The 17,673-nt window shown below is 67.7% G+C and carries 10 protein-coding genes; 2 read left to right on the top strand and 8 right to left on the bottom strand.

The window, feature by feature from the left end; all coding sequences use genetic code 11:
* The 4 genes from ACW173_RS03730 to ACW173_RS03715 form a co-directional block, all read right to left on the bottom strand.
* On the bottom strand, positions 1-1,995 hold the full coding sequence (locus ACW173_RS03730; RefSeq protein WP_492085891.1) for a response regulator: 1,995 nt from the start codon (positions 1,993-1,995) through the stop codon (positions 1-3).
* A gap of 5 nt (positions 1,996-2,000) precedes the next feature.
* Positions 2,001-7,859, bottom strand: a complete 5,859-nt coding sequence (locus ACW173_RS03725) for a HAMP domain-containing protein (RefSeq protein WP_492083537.1) — start codon at positions 7,857-7,859, stop codon at positions 2,001-2,003.
* Positions 7,860-8,009: 150 nt separating this feature from the next.
* Complete coding sequence (locus ACW173_RS03720; RefSeq protein WP_492083536.1) at positions 8,010-9,638, bottom strand: serine hydrolase; 1,629 nt, start codon at positions 9,636-9,638, stop codon at positions 8,010-8,012.
* An 88-nt stretch (positions 9,639-9,726) separates the two neighbouring features.
* The gene (locus ACW173_RS03715) at positions 9,727-11,415 is read right to left on the bottom strand and encodes an acyl-CoA dehydrogenase family protein (RefSeq protein ID WP_492083535.1); all 1,689 of its coding nucleotides are present in this window, start codon (positions 11,413-11,415) and stop codon (positions 9,727-9,729) included.
* Between the two features lie 102 nt (positions 11,416-11,517).
* Here ACW173_RS03715 and ACW173_RS03710 point away from each other — a divergent pair, with 102 nt between their 5' ends.
* Together ACW173_RS03710 and ACW173_RS03705 are read left to right on the top strand one after the other, a co-directional pair.
* A complete protein-coding gene (locus ACW173_RS03710) occupies positions 11,518-12,144 on the top strand; it encodes a glutathione S-transferase family protein (protein WP_492083534.1) in 627 nt (208 codons plus the stop codon).
* Between the two features lie 123 nt (positions 12,145-12,267).
* Complete coding sequence (locus ACW173_RS03705) at positions 12,268-12,840, top strand: SH3 domain-containing protein (protein ID WP_492083533.1); 573 nt, start codon at positions 12,268-12,270, stop codon at positions 12,838-12,840.
* A 167-nt stretch (positions 12,841-13,007) separates the two neighbouring features.
* On the opposite strand, the gene ACW173_RS03700 is transcribed toward ACW173_RS03705, so the two are convergent.
* The 4 genes from ACW173_RS03700 to ACW173_RS03685 form a co-directional block, all read right to left on the bottom strand.
* Positions 13,008-13,526 carry a CPBP family glutamic-type intramembrane protease gene (locus ACW173_RS03700; RefSeq protein ID WP_492083532.1) on the bottom strand — a complete coding sequence of 173 codons (519 nt, stop codon included), beginning with the start codon at positions 13,524-13,526 and terminating at the stop codon, positions 13,008-13,010.
* Positions 13,527-13,588: 62 nt separating this feature from the next.
* Positions 13,589-14,548: an IS110 family RNA-guided transposase gene (locus ACW173_RS03695; RefSeq protein WP_492081387.1), complete on the bottom strand. Its 960-nt coding sequence runs from the start codon at positions 14,546-14,548 to the stop codon at positions 13,589-13,591.
* Positions 14,549-14,836: 288 nt separating this feature from the next.
* Positions 14,837-15,955, bottom strand: a complete 1,119-nt coding sequence (locus tag ACW173_RS03690; RefSeq protein WP_492083531.1) for a Rieske 2Fe-2S domain-containing protein — start codon at positions 15,953-15,955, stop codon at positions 14,837-14,839.
* 170 nt (positions 15,956-16,125) lie between these two features.
* The gene (locus ACW173_RS03685) at positions 16,126-17,604 is read right to left on the bottom strand and encodes a M20 family peptidase (RefSeq protein ID WP_492083530.1); all 1,479 of its coding nucleotides are present in this window, start codon (positions 17,602-17,604) and stop codon (positions 16,126-16,128) included.
* Positions 17,605-17,673: the final 69 nt, after the last annotated feature.

The raw sequence follows: 17,673 nt of genomic DNA, 5'->3' as shown, positions 1-17,673 counted from the left end.
CTAGGCGTCCAGCACCGACCGCACCTTGGCCGCCAGCGACGGGGAGTCATACGGCTTGTCGAGCATCGGATATTCGTCCGCCCAGTCGATGGCTTCCTCGCCGATGAAACCCGAGGTTAGCAGCACCTTCAGGGCCGGATTGCCCACCCGGGCCTTGCGCGCCAGATCCAGGCCGCTGACCCCGCCGGGCATGACCACGTCCGAGAACAGCATCTCGAAGGCGGTGGAGCCCTTCAAGCGGCGCAGGGCGCTGGCGGCGTTGTTGGCGGTGGTGACGCGATAGCCCAGCGACTCCAGCGTATCGACCGCCAGGGCCAGCAGGGCCGGATCGTCCTCGACCACTAGTATATGCTCCGAGCCCGTCGCGTCTTCCGAAGGCGCGCTGGGCGCGACCGGGGCGGGAGCGGGGGCCGCGATGGCGGGCAGGGTGATCTCGAAGGCCGCGCCTTCGCCTGGCGCGGTGACCACCGTGATCTCGCCGCCGGACTGCTGGACGAAGCCATAGACCTGCGACAGGCCCAGACCCGAGCCCTTGCCGACGTCCTTGGTGGTGAAGAACGGCTCGAAGATCCGCGAGGCGACATCGGCGGCCATGCCGGGGCCAGTGTCTCGGACGACCAGGCGATGGGCGCCGCCGGGCGTGGCGTGGACACGGATCGTGATGCCGCCGGCTCCATCCATGGCGTCGCGGGCGTTGACGGCTAGGTTCAGCAGGGCGCTTTCCATCTGGGCCGGGTCGATATGGACGAAGGCTGGGGCGTCGGCCGGTTCCCACTGCACCGACACCGCCTCGCCGACCGCCTGCTTGATCAGGGGCGAGAAGTCGCGGACCAGGTCGTTCAGGTCGACGGCGGCGGGGTCCAGGCGCTGGCGGCGCGAGAAGGCCAAGAGCTGCCGGGTCAGGGCCGCGCCGCGCTCGGTGGCCTGGCGCACGGCCCGCACCTGCCGGTCGAAGGCGAAACCTTCGCCGCAGCGGCGCTGGATCAGGTCGACATTGCCCAGGATCACGGTCAGCAGGTTGTTGAAATCGTGGGCGACGCCGCCGGTCAACTGGCCGACCGTCTCCATCTTGCGGGCGTGGCCCAGGGCTTCCTCGAGGGCGCGGCGCTCGGTGTTGTCCAGCAGGGTGCCGAACACCACCGCGGCCCCAGTGTCGGGGTCCTCGCTGAGAATGCCCTGGTCGATCAGGGACTTGTACGTCCCGTCAGCGCACAGCCAGCGGTACTCGCAGGTATAGGACCCGGCCCGGCGCGCCTCGTCCTGGGCCCGCGCGACGATATGCTGGTCGTCGGGGTGGACCTGGCCGTAGCCGAACTCGGCGTCGCCCGTGAAGTCGGCGGCGTCGTAGCCGGTCAGGCCCTTGATGCTGTCGCTGACCGAAAGCGCCGCATACGGAGGATCGGCCATCCGCGAATAGAAGACGATCGGCAGGGCGCGCTGGATGGCCTGCTGGCGACGCAAGGACGCCTGCAGCGAGCGCTCGGCCTCCAGCTTCTCGGCCTGGACGCGGGCGTTCTCTTCCAAGAGGCGCTGGCGGATCTCCAGCTCATTGGCCAACTCGACGCGCTTGAGGTGCAGGTCGACCAGCACCTGGACCTTGGAGCGCAGGATGAAAGGGTCCACCGGCTTGAACACCACGTCGACGGCGCCGGCTGAGTAAGCCTTGAAGATGTGGCCCTCGTCGCGGAACACCGCCGTCAGGAACACGATCGGCACGTCGCGGGTGCGCCGCCGCTCGCGGATCAGCGCGGCGGTCTCGTAGCCGTCCATGCCGGGCATGTGCAGGTCCAGCAGGATGACCGCGAAGTCGTCGTGCAGCAGCTTGCGCAGCGCTTCCGGACCGGAGCGGGCGATGACCAGCTCCTGGCCCAGCGCTTCCAGCGCCTGGCTGGCGGCGAAGGCGTTGCGCTCGTCGTCGTCGACGATCAGCACCTTGGCCCGCGGTCGGTCGACCGGGACGGGCTCAGGCGGGAACTGGACGGCGGGCGTCGACATGGTGATCACTGAAGGGCGCCTGCTTGGGCGATGCTGCTCAGGGAAACGATGTTGTCGCCGGCCAGCTTACGCGCATCGGCCCGCTGCACCGAGACCCGCAGCACCGAGATCAGCTGGTCCAGGTCGACGGGCTTGGACACGTAGTCCGAGGCCCCGGCCTGCATGCATTTCTGGCGGTCGCCCTTCATGGCCTTGGCGGTGACGGCGACCACCGGCAGGTCGGCGAACCGCGACCGGGCGCGGATCTCGCGCATGGTCTCGTAGCCGTCCATGTCGGGCATCATGATGTCGACCAGGACCATGTCGACGGCCGGCAGGCTGTCCAGCAGCTCCAGCCCCGCGCGGCCGCTTTCGGCGTAGCGCAGCTCGATGCCGTATTCCTCCAGGGCGCTGGCCAGGGAGAAGATGTTGCGGATGTCGTCGTCGATGACCACGGCGGTGCGGCCCGTCAGGACCGCGTCGGCGTGCTTGGTCCGGGTCAGCATGGCGCGGGCGGTGTCGGGCAGGCGCTCGACCGGGGCGTGCTGGATCAGGGCCACGTGGTCGATCAACTGCTCGGCCGTGCGGGCCAGGCGGGTCGCGCCGGTGAAGGCCGCGAGGCGCAAGCGGCGCTCGTCCTCGGCGTCCAGGTCGCCGACGGCGTAGAGCACCGTCGAAGCCGAGGCCGCGCCGCGCTGGCGCAGCGTATCCAGGGTCGCGCCGACCACGCCGCCGCTGCCGGCGCCGATGGCGATGACCAGGCAGCCCTGCTCGCCGGTGAAGGCTTCGGGCGGCAAGGTCTCGAGTTCGGTCTCCGGGCGGACGGCGCCGAACACCGACTTCAGCAGCTCGGCCGTGGTCCTGTCGCCGCCCACCAGGATCGGAGTGCGTTCGGGGTGGTCGGCCAGGCGCCGCACGCGGTCGAGGGTGGAGACCACGGCCTCCTGCTCGACCGGCTTGCTGGTGAAGCCCAGGGCGCCCATCGACAGCGACAGGCCGCCACGGTCGTCGGCCGAGATCACCTGCACCGGAATGTGCCGGGTCTCGGGCGTGCGCTTGAGCAGGTCCAGCAGCGCAAGGCCGTCCATGTCGGGCAGGCCGACGTCCAGCAGGATGGCCTCGGGCGCGAAGCGACGGGCCAGGGAGGGCACGCTGGAGCCCTCGGCGGTGACCACGCCCTTGAAACCATTGTCGCGGGCCAGGGCCAAAAGGATCGAGGCGAAGCGCGGGTCGTCCTCGACGATCAGCACGGTCGGATCCTCGGCGGTCACCGAGTCGCGGTCGTCGATGACGTTCTCGACCGGCTCGTACGACGGGGCGTCGGCGGTCGAGAACGTGAAGGTCGAGGACGGGGCGACCGGCGCGCGCGGCGACGAGATCGGGGCGGGCTGGGCCGCCGGGCTGAAGTTCAGCGGCAGATACAGGGTGAAGGTCGAGCCCTCGCCGGGAGTGGAGACGACCTTCAGCTCGCCACCCAGCAGGCGGGTGATCTCGCGGCTGATCGACAGGCCAAGACCGGTGCCGCCGTACTTGCGGCTGGTGGTGCCGTCGGCCTGCTGGAAGGCCTCGAAGATGATCCGCTGCTTGTCCTCGGGGATGCCGATGCCGGTGTCCGCCACTTCGAAGGCCAGCACCTGGCCGGCCTTGTTGAGGTGGTCGTTGCCCAGAGCCCAGCCGGACTCGGCGCGGCGGACGGACAGCCTCACCGATCCGGCCTGGGTGAACTTGAAGGCGTTGGACAACAGGTTCTTGATCACCTGCTGCAAGCGCTTGTCGTCGGTGTACATGGCCGCCGGCAGGGCCGGGTCGATGTCGATGCCGAAGTCTAGCCGCTTGTCCTGGGCCAGCTGGGCGAAGGTGCGCTGGGTCTGGTCGCGCAGGGAGGCGAACGGCATCTGGCCGATGTCGAGCGTGACCGTGCCGCTTTCGATCTTCGACAGGTCGAGGATGTCGTTGATCAGACCCAGCAAGTCGGCGCCGGCCGAGTGGATGTTCTTGGAGAACTCCACCTGCTTGTCGCTGAGGTTGCCCTGGGCATTCTCGCTGAGCATCTTTGACAGGATGAGCAAGCTGTTCAGCGGCGTGCGCAGCTCGTGGCTCATATTGGCCAGGAATTCGGACTTGTACTTGGAGGTCAGGGCCAGCTGTTCGGCTTTCTCCTCCAGCGCCGCCTTGGCCTGTTCGACCTCGGCGTTCTTGGCTTCCACCTGCTTGTTCTGGGCCGACAGCAGCACGGCCTTGTCTTCCAGCTCGGCGTTGGTGGTCTGCAGCTCTTCCTGCTTGGAGCGCAGCAGCTCTTCCGACTGGCGGAGGCTGGCGGCCTGCTGTTCCAGTCGGTCGTTGGTCTTCTTCAGCTCTTCCTGCTGGGCCTGCAGCTCGGAGGTCAGCAACTGCGACTGCTCCAGCAGGCCTTCCGTCCGCATGTTGGCGGCGATGGTCGAAAGCACGATGCCGATGGATTCCATCAGCTGGTCCAGGAACGCCTGCTGGGTCTCGTTGAACTCGCCGAAGCTGGCCAGTTCGATCACCGCCTTCAGCTCACCTTCGAACAGGGCGGGCAGGACGATGATGCTGCGCGGGGCGCTTTCGCCCAGGCCCGAGCTGACCTTGACGTAGTCCTTGGGGACGTTGGTCAGCAGGATGCGTTCCTTCTCGGCCGCGCACTGGCCGATCAGGCCTTCGCGCAGATGCAGCTGGCCGGCCGGCGGCTTGCGACGATTGCCGGCGTAGCTGGCGGCCAGGGTCAGCACCGCCTCGCCGTTCTCGTTGGTGTCGGAGACGTAGAACACCCCGTGCTGGGCGTTGATCAGCGGCGCCAGCTCGGACAGGACCAGGTTCGACACGGTCGACAGGTCGCGCTCGCCCTGCAGCATGCGGCTGAACCGGGCCAGGTTGGTCTTCAGCCAGTCCTGCTCGGTGTTCTTCAGAGTCTGATCCTTCAGATTGCGGATCATCTCGTTGATGTTGTCCTTGAGCGCGGCCACTTCGCCCGAGGCTTCCACGGTGATCGACCTGGTCAGGTCGCCCTTGGTCACGGCCGTCGACACCTCGGCGATGGCGCGGACCTGGGTGGTCAGGTTGGCGGCCAGTTCGTTGACGTTGTCGGTCAGGTCGCGCCACAGGCCGGCGGCCCCGGGCACCCGGGCCTGGCCGCCCAGCTTGCCTTCCGAACCCACTTCGCGGGCCACGTTGGTCACCTGGTCGGCGAAGGTGGCCAGGGTCTCGATCATGCCGTTGATGGTGTCGGCCAGCGAGGCGATCTCGCCCTTGGCGTCCAGGGTCAGCTTGCGCTTGAGGTTGCCCTGGGCGACGGAGGTCACGACGTCGGCGATGTTGCGGACCTGGCCGGTCAGGTTGGCGGCCATCATGTTGACGTTGTCGGTCAGGTCCTTCCAGGTGCCGGCCACGCCGGGCACCTGGGCCTGGCCGCCCAGCTTGCCTTCCGTACCCACTTCGCGGGCCAGACGGGTCACTTCCGAGGCGAAGCCGTTCAGCTGATCGACCATGACGTTGATGGTCGACTTCAGCTCCAGGATTTCGCCCTTCACGTCGACGGTGATCTTCTTGCTGAGGTCGCCCTTGGCGACGGCGGTCGTCACGTCGGCGATATTGCGGACCTGGCCGGTCAGATTGGCGGCCATGAAGTTGACGTTGTCGGTGAGGTCCTTCCAGGCGCCGGTCACGCCCTTGACCTGGGCCTGGCCGCCCAGCTTGCCTTCGGTGCCGACTTCCCGCGCCACGCGGGTCACTTCCGACGAGAACGAGTTCAGCTGGTCCACCATGACGTTGATGGTGTTCTTCAGCTCCAGGATTTCTCCCTTCACGTCGACGGTGATCTTCTTGGACAGGTCGCCCATGGCGACGGCGGTCGTGACCTCGGCGATGTTGCGCACTTGCCCAGTGAGATTGCCGGCCATCAGGTTGACGTTGTCGGTCAGCTCTTTCCAGGCGCCGCCCACGCCCTTGACCTGGGCCTGACCGCCCAGCTTGCCTTCGGTGCCGACTTCGCGCGCCACGCGGGTGACTTCCGAGGCGAAGGCGTTCAGCTGGTCCACCATGATGTTGATGGTCGACTTCAGTTCGAGGATCTCGCCCTTCACGTCGACGGTGATCTTCTTGGACAGGTCGCCATTGGCGACGGCGGTGGTCACCTCGGCGATGTTGCGGACCTGGCCTGTCAGGTTGGCGGCCATGAAGTTGACGTTGTCGGTCAGATCCTTCCAGGCGCCGGTGACGCCCTTGACCTGGGCCTGACCGCCCAGCTTGCCTTCCGTACCCACCTCGCGGGCCACGCGGGTCACTTCCGAGCTGAACGAGTTGAGCTGGTCCACCATCGTGTTGATGGTGTTCTTCAGCTCCAGGATTTCTCCCTTCACGTCGACGGTGATCTTCTTGGACAGGTCGCCCATGGCGACGGCGGTGGTCACCTCGGCGATGTTGCGGACCTGGCCGGTCAGGTTGCCGGCCATCAGGTTGACGTTGTCGGTCAGCTCCTTCCAGGTGCCGCCGACCCCGGTGACGTTGGCCTGGCCGCCCAGCTTGCCTTCCGTACCCACTTCACGGGCCACGCGAGTGACTTCCGAGGCGAAGGCGTTCAACTGATCGACCATGACGTTGATGGTCGACTTCAGCTCCAGGATCTCGCCTTTCACGTCGACGGTGATCTTCTTGGACAGGTCGCCATTGGCGACGGCGGTGGTCACCTCGGCGATGTTCCGCACCTGGCCTGTCAGGTTGGCGGCCATGAAGTTGACGTTGTCGGTCAGATCCTTCCAGGCCCCGGTGACGCCTTCCACGCGCGCCTGACCGCCCAGCTTGCCTTCGGTGCCGACTTCGCGGGCCACGCGGGTCACTTCGCTGGCGAAGGCGTTCAGCTGGTCCACCATGACGTTGATGGTGTCTTTCAGCTCCAGGATTTCGCCGCGCACGTCGACGGTGATCTTCTTGGAGAGGTCGCCGCGGGCCACGGCGGTGGTCACTTCGGCGATGTTACGGACCTGGCCGGTGAGGTTGCCGGCCATCAGGTTGACGTTGTCGGTCAGTTCCTTCCAGGCGCCGGTGACGCCTTTCACCTGGGCCTGGCCGCCCAGCTTGCCTTCCGTACCCACTTCGCGCGCCACGCGCGTCACTTCCGAGGCGAAGCTGTTGAGCTGGTCCACCATGGTGTTGATGGTGTTCTTCAGCTCCAGCACCTCGCCCTTCACGTCGACGGTGATCTTGCGGGAAAGGTCGCCATTGGCGACGGCGGTGGTCACCTCGGCGATGTTGCGCACTTGCCCAGTGAGATTGCCGGCCATCAGGTTGACGTTGTCGGTGAGGTCCTTCCAGGCGCCGGTCACGCCCTTGACCTGGGCCTGGCCGCCCAGCTTGCCTTCCGTGCCCACTTCACGGGCCACGCGGGTCACTTCCGAGGCGAACGAGCCCAGCTGTCCGACCATGGTGTTGACGACCTTGCCGGTGCGCAGGAACTCGCCGCGCAGAGGGCGGTCCTCGTTCTCCAGGTCCATGGTCTGGGACAGGTCGCCATTGGCCACGGCGCCGATCACCCGCGCCATTTCGGCGGTCGGATGCACCATGTCGGTGATCAGGCTGTTGACGGCCTCGACGCTCTCGGCCCAGGCGCCCACGGCGCCCGGCAGCTGAGCGCGCTGGTTGATCTTGCCCTGGCGGCCAACGACGTCGCGCAGCCGTTCAAACTCTTTCGAGATCCGGTCGTTAAGGTCGACGGCGTCGTTGAAGGCCTCGGCCAGCTCGCCGTCCAGGCCAGACAGGTCGGTCGGCAGGCGGACCGAGAAGTCGCCGCGCCGGAAGGCGCGCAAGGCCGCCAGAAGCTGATGTCCGTCGAGCTCGCGGCCGCTGGCGGACCGCTCCAAAACGCCTTGCATTTCCTGGCACCCCCACGTGCGTTGACTTGGGTTTGGGGGTGAGGCGGCGACGGCCGGACAGGGACCACGACGCCTAGAGCAGACCCACCCCCAAACTCAATCGACAACGCGGCTGTTGAGGGTGGGTTCCGAAGCTTCGCCTTCGCGGGCTCAGCTCACCTTCGAAAGGCGCAGGTCCTGGTAATCGTAGCTGAAATCGGCCAGCGGCGAGACCGCCTTGACCAGGGCCGAGACCACCTTGCCGTCCTTGAGATCAAAGGTGATGAAGGCGTCTTCCTGGGTGCGGTCGTCGAAGGTGGTCTTGAACATCTCGCCGTCGAACGGCTCCAGCTTGCCGCGCAGGGCCGGGGTCTTGTCGAACGCGACGGTCAGGGTCTGCTTCTTGCCCCCTTTTCCTTTGGGAGAGCCGACCAGGCCGATCGTCACCGTGCCATACCAGGGGTCCCGATAGACCCCGGCATAGGCGGCCAGCGGCAGGCTGGGCTTGGCCCCGCCGGGCGTCGCGGTCGCCGTGGCGCGCGCGGCGTCCTTGATCGTGTTGGCGTCGGCCTCGGCTTGCACGCGTTTGGACGACGCGATCCAGTCGAAGTCGTCGCGGCCTTGCAGCCGGTCGGGACCACCGAAGCGCAGGGTGCGCAGGACCGGCGCCTCCTCGGCGTTGGTCATGATCATGATGCCGGACTTCCGGCCCGGCAGCAGGCCCGTATACGAGATGAAGCCAGCCAGGCCGCCGGTGTGCCACAGTAGCCGCTCGCCACGGTGGTCCTGGACGAACCAGCCCAGGCCATAGGCCTGCATCGAGGGGCGGACCGGGTTTTCGTCGATCGGGCCGTCGGTCCAGCTGGTGATGGTCTGGGGTTTCCACATCTCGCGGGCCGAGGGCTCGGTCCACAGGCGCCTGCCGTTCGGCAGCATGCCTAGGCCCAGTTGCACCAGCATCCACTGGCCAATGTCCTTGGGCGTGGAATTGACCCCGCCGGCCGGCGCGGCCGAGTCGAAGCTGTTGTCGAACGGCAGCACCGTCTGGGGGCCCAGGCCGCGGACCGGCGGACCGAGGCGCGCGTGAGGGGCGGCGCGGCGGGTCTTGTCGACCAGGGCGGGGCTTGAGACCGTGCTGGTCATGGCCAGTGGATCGAAGATCCGGCTCTTGATCATGGTTTCCCACGGCTGGCCGGCGACCGCCTCGATCACCGCCCCGGCGGCGACATAGAGGACGTTGTCATAGGCGTAGCCGCCCCGGAACTGACCGCCGATCGGCAGGTGCTTCAGCCCCGCCACGATGTCGGCGCGGGTGTGGGTCGGGGCTGGCCAGATCATCAGGTCGCCCGCGCCCAGGGTCAGCCCGCTGCGGTGGACCAGGAGGTCACGGACGGTCATCAGCCTGGTGATGACCGGATCGCTCATCTGGAAGGCCGGCAGGTGCTTGATGACCGGATCGTCCCAGGCGACCTTGCCCTCCTCGACCAGCATGGCGAGCAGGGCGGCGGTCATGGCCTTGGTGTTCGAGGCGATGCCGAAGACGGTGTTCTCGTCGCAGCGGTCCGGCTGGCCCAGCGTCTTGACGCCGTACCCTTTGGCCAGGGTGACCTTGCCCTTCTCGACCACGGTGACGCCCAGGCCCGGCTGGTCGGGGAAGGCGGCCATGACGTCCTGGGCCAGCCTGTCCACCGCCGCGGCGACCGACCCGGCCTCTTGCGAGAAGGCCCGGCCGCCGAACGCCGCCAGACCCGTGGTCGCCAGGGCCGAGACGAGAGCGGAGCGGCGGGTCGTGGCGAGCATGGGCGATCCTTCGAATGGAAGGCGCGAAGCTAAGCTGAGCCTCAGTATGCGGACAAGAGCGCAAGAAACACCCCTGAACGGTTTTGGGTCAGTTGCCTCCGTCCAGCAGCCGCCGGGCGATCACCTGCGCCTGGATCTCGCCCGCGCCCTCGAAGATGTTGAGGATCCGGGCGTCGGCCAGCAGGCGGCTGGCGGTGTATTCCATGGCGAAGCCGTTGCCGCCGTGGATCTGCAGGGCGTTGTCGGCCGCCGCCCAGGCCACGCGGGCGGCGATCAGCTTGGCCATGCCGGCCTCGAGGTCGCAGCGCTTGCCCTCGTCCTTCTGGCGGGCGGCGTAGTAGGTCAGCTGGCGCACGCCCATGATCTCGGCGGCCATCATCGCCAGCTTGTTGGACACACGGGGGAACTCGAAGATCGCCTGGCCGAACTGCTGGCGGTCCAGGGCATAGCCGAGCCCCGTTTCCAACGCCGACTGGGCCACCCCGATCGCGCGGGCGGCGGTCTGGATGCGGGCGCTCTCGAAGGTGGCCATCAGCTGCTTGAAGCCCTGGCCCGGGACGCCGCCGAGCAGGTTCCCGGCCGGCACGGTGAAGCCGTCGAAGCCGAGCTCATATTCCTTCATGCCGCGGTAGCCGATCACCCCGATCTCGCCGCCGCTCATGCCTTCGGCCGGGAAGTCGTCTCCGTCGCCGCCGCGCGGCTTGGGGGCCAGCAGCATGGAGAGGCCGCGATAGTCGGTGGTCGCCGGGTCGGTGCGGACCAGCAGGGTCATGACGTCGGCGCGGGCGGCATGGGTGATCCAGGTCTTGTTCCCGGTCACGACGTACTGGTCGCCCTCCAGCACGGCGCGGGTGCGAAGGGAGCCCAGGTCGCTGCCCGTGTTCGGCTCGGTGAAGACGGCGGTCGGCAGGATCTCGGCGCTGGCGATCTTCGGCAGCCAGTACTGCTTCTGGGCGTCAGTGCCGCCGGTCAGGATCAGCTCGCCGGCGATCTCCGAGCGGGTGGCCAGGGACCCGACGCCGATCCAGGCGCGCGACAGTTCCTCGGAGACCACGCACATGGCGGTCTTGCCCATGCCGCTGCCGCCGAATTCCTCCGGGATGGTCAGGCCGAACACGCCCAGGGCGCCCAGCTCTTCCACCAGTTCGATCGGGATCAGTTGGTCCTTCAGGTGCCACTCGTGGGCGAAAGGGGTGACCTTCTCTTCCGCGAAGGCGTGGAACTGGTCGCGGATCATCTCGAAGGTCTCGTCGAGACCGGTGTGCTCGAGCGTCGGGCGGCCGCGCGCCTCGGCCAGCCGCTGGGCGATACGGGTCTTCACCGCTTGCGTGCCGCCCTCGACCATCAGCTTCATCAGGCCGTTGGAATAGAGCCGGTTCAACACCGCGCGGTCTTCGACCAGGTGGGCCGGGCGGACGATCTCGCCCTGGTTCATCGGCACGCCGCCGACCAGCTGGGCGCAGTATTCGCTGAACAGCAGCTGGGCCAGCAGCGCCTCGATCTCGCCGAACCGGCCTTCGTCCTGTAGCCGCTCGGCCCAGCCAGCGACCTGGTTCAAGAGCTCGGCATAGGCGGCGTACCAGCCATAGCCATGGACGCGGTGCTGATGGGCGTCGGCCAGCTTGCGGTCGACCTTGCCGTTTTCGCCGGAGATATGGACCAGCACCCGCGGCTTGGCCTCGGCGACGAACAGCTGGGCGGCGTCGGCCGCCTCGCGCAGGAGGCCGGTCAGGCCGGGCAGGATCAACGTCTCGGACGGGCTTGCCGTATGCGTCATGCTTGCTCCCCTGCGCCAAACAGGCGTTTTCTTTCACCCTGGCGCTTTTCGCATTTGCGAGCAATGCCGCGGCGCAGCGTAAAACCATAAAAGGGAAGAGACATGCTGACGGTTCACCACCTGAACGAGTCGCGCTCGCAGCGCATCCTGTGGCTGCTGGAGGAACTGAACCTCCCCTACGAGATCGTCGCCCATACCCGCGATCCCAAGACCCGCTTGGCCCCGCCGTCGCTGCTGGCCGTGCATCCGCTGGGCAAGTCGCCGGTCGTCGTGGATAGGGAACTGACCGTCATCGAGTCCGGGGCGATCATCGACTACGTGATCCGCCGCCACGGTGGCGGCCGCCTGGCCCCCGACGCGGCCAGCGTCGACTTCGACCGCTACCAGCAGTGGCTGCACTATGCCGAGGGCTCGGCCATGCTGCCTTTGATGCTCAACATGTATGTCGGCCGCCTGGGCGAGGCTGGCGCGCCGCTGCACCCGCGCATCCAGGGCGAGATCGCCAACCACCTGTCGTTCGTCAATGACAGCCTGGCTGGCCGCGAATTCTTCGTCGGCGAAACGCTGACCGGCGCCGACATCCAGATGAGCTTCGTGCCCGAGGTCGCCAAGGCCATGGGCAAGCTGCCCGACTACCCGCATATGGCCGCCTGGATCGAGCGGATGCACGGGCGGCCGGCGTGGAAGACGGCGCTGGAGAAGAGCGGGCCTTACGCGCTGGGGGCTTGAGGCCAACTTTTTTCAACATGAACGAAATCTGCTGAATCGGTCCGCGCAACCGTTCAGCTTCGCCCTGTCATGGTCTGTCTCACGGGGTTGCTGACCCCGGAGACATTCAAAGGGACAAAGACCATGACCATCTCGACCCAAAAGACGATCGGCAAGATCAAGACCATCACCCTGACCTTGGGCGCCGCCGCCACTGCTCTGTCGCTAGCCGCCGCCCCGCAAGCCAGCGCCGGCGTCGTCGGCTGCAAGGCTTCGGGTTCCAAGCAGGAGGTCGGCGCCGTCCTGGGCGGCCTGCTGGGCGCCGTCGCCGGCAACAAGATCGCCGGCAAGGGCGATCGCGGCGCGGGCACGGCCATCGGAGCCGTGGTCGGCGCGGGCGCCGGCTCGGCCATCGGCTGCGGCGTGCAGAAGAAGGACGCGGCCAAGGAGGTCGGCGGCATCTACAAGTCGGGCGGCTATCGCTACGCCCAGACCGTCGAAGCCGCGCCCCTGGTCAAGATGGACAAGAAGTACGTCACCCGCTCGACCGTGAACCTGCGGGCCGAAGCCTCCACCCGCGGTGAGCGCCTGGGTTCGGTCAGTTCGGGCTCGACCTTCCAGGCCCTGGGCCGCACCGGTGACGGCAAGTGGATCCTGGTCGGCCAGAACGGCGTCGGCGTCGGCTACGTCTCGAGCGCCTACGTCTACCGCGCTTAAGCGGAGTCTTTGCTTTCGAGGGTGACGGGCGCCGGAACCGGCTTCCACTTCGGCTGTCACCCTCGCGAGTTTCGGAGCGCGTCCGCTCCGTCCCTCTGGCCGCGCTTCGAAAAGAGAGCCCGTTCGGTCCTCCCCCTAGGACCGGGCGGGCTTTTTCGTATTTGAACTCAGGAAAGCGCGCTGACCCCGCCCAGCCAGGTCTGCCAGATCACCACCAGGGCCCAGTGCAGCAGCACCGCCGGCCAGATCGAGCCGGTGACGCGCCGGGTGATCGCGCAGCCCAGGCCCAGCACCGCGCAGCACAGCAGGAAGTCGGGTCGCAGGAAGACAGAGGCGGCGGACTTCAGGAAGGTCACGGCCTCGACCACGTGCCACAGGGTGTAGAGGGCGGTGGAGATGGCGATCTCCAGCCGGGGCCGGCGGCCCTCGTTCGGACCCGGCGTCAGCAGGCCCCGGAACGGGATCTCCTCGCCCAGGGCCGGGATGAAGAACACCACCAGCATGCGGAGGGGCAGGCCGGGCTGGGTAGGCGTCAGGTGGTAGAGGCCGCTCGCGAACCCGATCAGCGCCATGGTCGCCAGGGTGATGGCCGAGACGACCAGGCAGAACAGCCAGCCGCGCGGCGTGGGCAGGGTGCGGAGGCCGGTGAGGAGGCGGTGGCGGTAGGTCGCGAAGCTCAGCGGCATTCCCCGGTCATTCCCTTCTCCCCTTGCGGGAGAAGGTGTCAGCGTAGCTGACGGATGAGCAACTATGTTGTTGATGTGGTTTGCATGGTCCAAGGCTGCTGTCTGGCCAGAACGAGGTTGGCGGCCTCGATGAGCTTTCGCATGACGGCGACGATGGCGACCTTTGGGGGCTTGCCGGCCTTGAGCAGGCGGCTGGCGAAGGCCTTGAAGCCTGGGTCGCAGCGCTTGGCGGCGATGGCGGCGAGATAGAGCATTCGGCGGGGTCGGTTTCGACCGCCTCCAATGAAGCTCTGGCCTTTCCATTGACCCGATTGCCGGTCGAACGGGGCGACGCCGAGCAAGGCGGCCGGCTGGCCGCGCCGCATGGCGCCAAGCTCGGGCATGCGGATCACCAGGCTGGCGGCGACGATCGGCCCGACGCCGGGCAGCGACAGCAGCAGGCGGTAGCGCGCCAGAAGATCGGCGCGGGCCTTGATCCGAACGAGGATCTCGGCGGCCAGTCTGGCCTTGAGACGCGACAGGCTCTGGATCTGCTCGCCCATCGCCTCGACCAGATCCGGCAGGTCGACGTGCTCCATGAAGGTCTTCAGCTCGGCGGCCTGGTCGGTAATCTGCTCATAGGCGGTCAAGCGTTGGGCCAGTTCGACCAAGCGCGGGTCCTGGGCGGCTCGAACCGCCTCGACCTGGGCTGTCGCCGCCGCGATCAGGGCCGCGTCCAGCCGGTCGGTCTTGGCCTTCCAGCGCTTGAGCCGAGCAAAGAGCCGAACCTCCAGCGGCTGGTGGACGATCACCTCAAAGCCCGCCGCCTCCAGCCTCGACCGCGCCGCCCGCTCGTAGCCGGCCGTCGCCTCCAACCCCGCCCGGACCACGCCTTGCTCGACCAGCCAGGCGATCAGCGCCGCCAGGCCCGCCTCGTCGTTGCCGAACCGACGCGCCTCCTCCTGGCCGTGGATCGCCACGTCCAGCCAAGACTTGCCCACATCGATCCCGGCGATTGTCGTGTTACGCTGCACCCGTTCCATCGACCCATCCTTGTGGCTTCGGACCCATCCGTCCCTGCAACCATCCGGGTCATGAAACGTCGGCGGCGGCCCTGCTCACCCTCAGCGCCCAACGCTCAGGGGCTATCGGCCCCTCCGCCGACTGCCCGCTTGGCGTTGGCGCGCCAGGCGGGCGTCCCGGAAGACCGCAACACCTTACGACAATCGCCCACAGACAAGGGGTTGATAGGCCTATCCGACAGCGGAGCGCGACCCCTCACCCGACCCGCTTCGCGGGCCACCCTCTCCCGCAGGGGGAGAGGGGAATTTCTAAGTCCGCCACCGCAGCGTCTGGTCCTTCACCGGGTTCACGAACGCCCGCCCTTCACGCCGGCTCGCCGCCCACTCGCGCTTGCACTGGTGGTACCAGCGCGCTTGCTGGTCGGCGTCGCCGACCCACATCAGGGGCGGATTGCACCGCAGGCCCGGCGTCTGGGCCGCGACGATCTTGCCGTCCTGGCGCAGGAAGGCGCGGGCCGCCATTCGGATGATCGGATAGAAGGCCGTGAAGGCCCAGTGATCCGACCACATGATCTGGTTCATCCGGGTCTTGGTGGCGTTGATCGGCGTCATCGCCGACAGGGCCAGCACCTGCTTGGTCCCCACCGTCACATGCTCCCAGCGCAGGCCCGGCAGGCGGAAGGTGATCTCGGTCAGGGGCTCGCCGCTCAGGATGGCGTAGGCCTTGGAGTTCTTGGACGGCTCGTGCCGCACCATGGTGAAGCCGGCCTCGGACGGGGCGAAGCGCTTGTTCTTCTCGTGCTGGCTGGTCTTGGTCCGCCACCACCATTGCTGATGGACGTACGGCCCGTGGGCCGGGTCGATCAGGCCTAGCACGGCGTGGTCGATATGGATGTCGTAGTCCAGATGATCGACCAGCTTGGGCTTGCCGCCAACGACGCCAGGGATGGTCGGTGGCGGCTCGGGCGGCTGGCCGTCGAAGCGCGGGTTCGAGGACATCCAGATCCAGACCATCCCCTGCTGTTCGACGGTCGGATACTTGCGCACTCGCACCTTGGAGATGTCGAAGTCGCTGTCGCCGGTCAGGGACGGGATCGACTTGCAGGCCCCGTCCGGCCCGAAGCGCCAGCCGTGATAGGGGCACTCGATGCTGTCGGTCCCATCGGCCTCGCGGTGCACGCGGCCCGACGACAGGGCGGCGGCGCGGTGGGGGCAGATGTCGCGGATGGCGTAGACCTCGCCCTGGCGGGTGCGGCCCAGCAGGATCGGCTCGCCCAGATATTCGCGCTTCTCGGCCTTGCCCGGCTTGATCTCCGGCGACAGGCAGGCGACGTACCAGGCGTCCCAGACGAAGCCCTCGCCGAACTTGTCGGTCATGGGACTGGCCGTCGGTTTGGCCTTGATCAGCGGAGCGTCGTCGGCGGGCATGGGTGCGCTTCTAGCGGTTCAATGAACACTGTAACTTGAGGCGCAGTGTCACATGCGGATGCGACAGCCGTTTCAAGTTCGGAAAAGCGACAGCCAAAGTTGTGGGCGGATTGCCTCCGCCAAGTCCCCCGACCGTGTTCCCCCGAACACGCCTCTGCCCGAGGAAGACGTCACCGCGACGCGGCGGTCTCCACCAGGCGCTGATAGAAGCGCACCATTCGCGCGACATTGTCCAGACTGATGTGCTCGTCGGTGCCGTGGATGATCTTGGTCTCCTCGACCTTCAGCACCAGCGGCTGGAAGCGGTAGACGTCCGAAGCGACCCCGCCCATGTAGCGGCTGTCGGTGCCGGCGGTGACCAAGCCCGGCACGACCGGGGCGCGGCTCTCGTCGCCCGCCAGGCCGGCGATGGTCTTCCAGGCGTCGGAACTGGTCGAGGACACGGGCGAGGGCTCGTCCGGCGTCTTGGTCCAGGCCAGCTGGACCGGCAGCTTGCCGACCGCGTCCTTGGCCCGCGCCATCACCGTGGCCGAGGTGTCGCCCGGCGCGATACGATAGTTGATCCACGCCGTGGCGTCCTGCGGCAGGACGTTCTCCTTGGGCGAGCCCTTCAGCATGGTCGGCGCGATCGTGGTGTGCAGCATGGCCGCGCCGGCCGGGGTCTTGGCGGTGACCTTCACCAGCAGGGGCGAGAACAACCAGGTGTTGGCCGCGAAGATCTTCACCTCCGGCTTGGCGTGCGGGGCTATGGCGCCCAGCATGTCGGCGCCGGGGCCCTGGAACTTCATCGGGAAGGCGTGGTCGTTGATCGCCGCGACGGCCTTGGACAGGGTGACGACGCCGCCGCCGTCCTTGGGAGGCGCCGAGGAATGGCCGCCGACGGCGGGGGCCACGACCTTCATGGTGGCGTAGCCCTTCTCGGCCGTGCCGATGATGGCGGCGGGCTTGCCGGTGATGGGGTGGTCGGCGACCACGACCATGCCCTCGTCCAGCACGAACTGGGCCTTGATGTCGCGGGATTTCAGCAGCGCCGCGGCGGCGCGGGCCCCGACGCCGCGCACCTCCTCGTCATGGCCGCTGACCACGATGACGGTGCGGACGGGCTTGAAGCCGCTGGCGGCGACGGTGTCCAAGGCCTCGAACAGCGTGACCAGCGAGCCCTTGTCGTCGATCGCGCCGCGGCCCCAGACCGCGCCGTCGGCGATGACGCCGTCGAACGGCGGATGGCTCCACTGGCCCTCGCTGCCGGGCGTCACGGGCACCACGTCCTGGTGGGCCATCAGCACGATCGGCGGCAGGGCGGGGTTGGAGCCGGGCCAGGTGTAGACGAGCGTGTGATCGGCCACGACCTCGCGGGTCATCGCCTTGTGGGCTTGCGGGTAGGTGGCCTGCAGCCAGGCGTGCAGCTTGTCCCACTCGGCCGGCTGGTCGTCGGCCTTGTCCTGGTGGCTGATGGTCTGGAAACGCACGGCCTGCGCCAGGTGATCGGCGGCCCTGGCGACGTCGACCGGACGGGCCGAGGCCAGCTTGACGGACGCGGGGTCGACCTGGGCCGGGGCCTTGAAGGTGGCCGTGCGCACGGCGACCACGGCCGTCACGGCCAGAACCAGACCCACGGCCGTCAGCGCGACCTTGCCCCCGACACCCATCACTCATCTCCCCGAACACGCGTTTGGCGGACTGTGCGTCGAATTTCGATACGCGACAATCACGATACG

This window comes from Caulobacter sp. ALps2, from assembly GCF_058681635.1.
The sequence above is the reverse complement of the archived record's forward strand: the minus strand, read 5'-3'. Positions and strand labels throughout refer to the sequence as shown.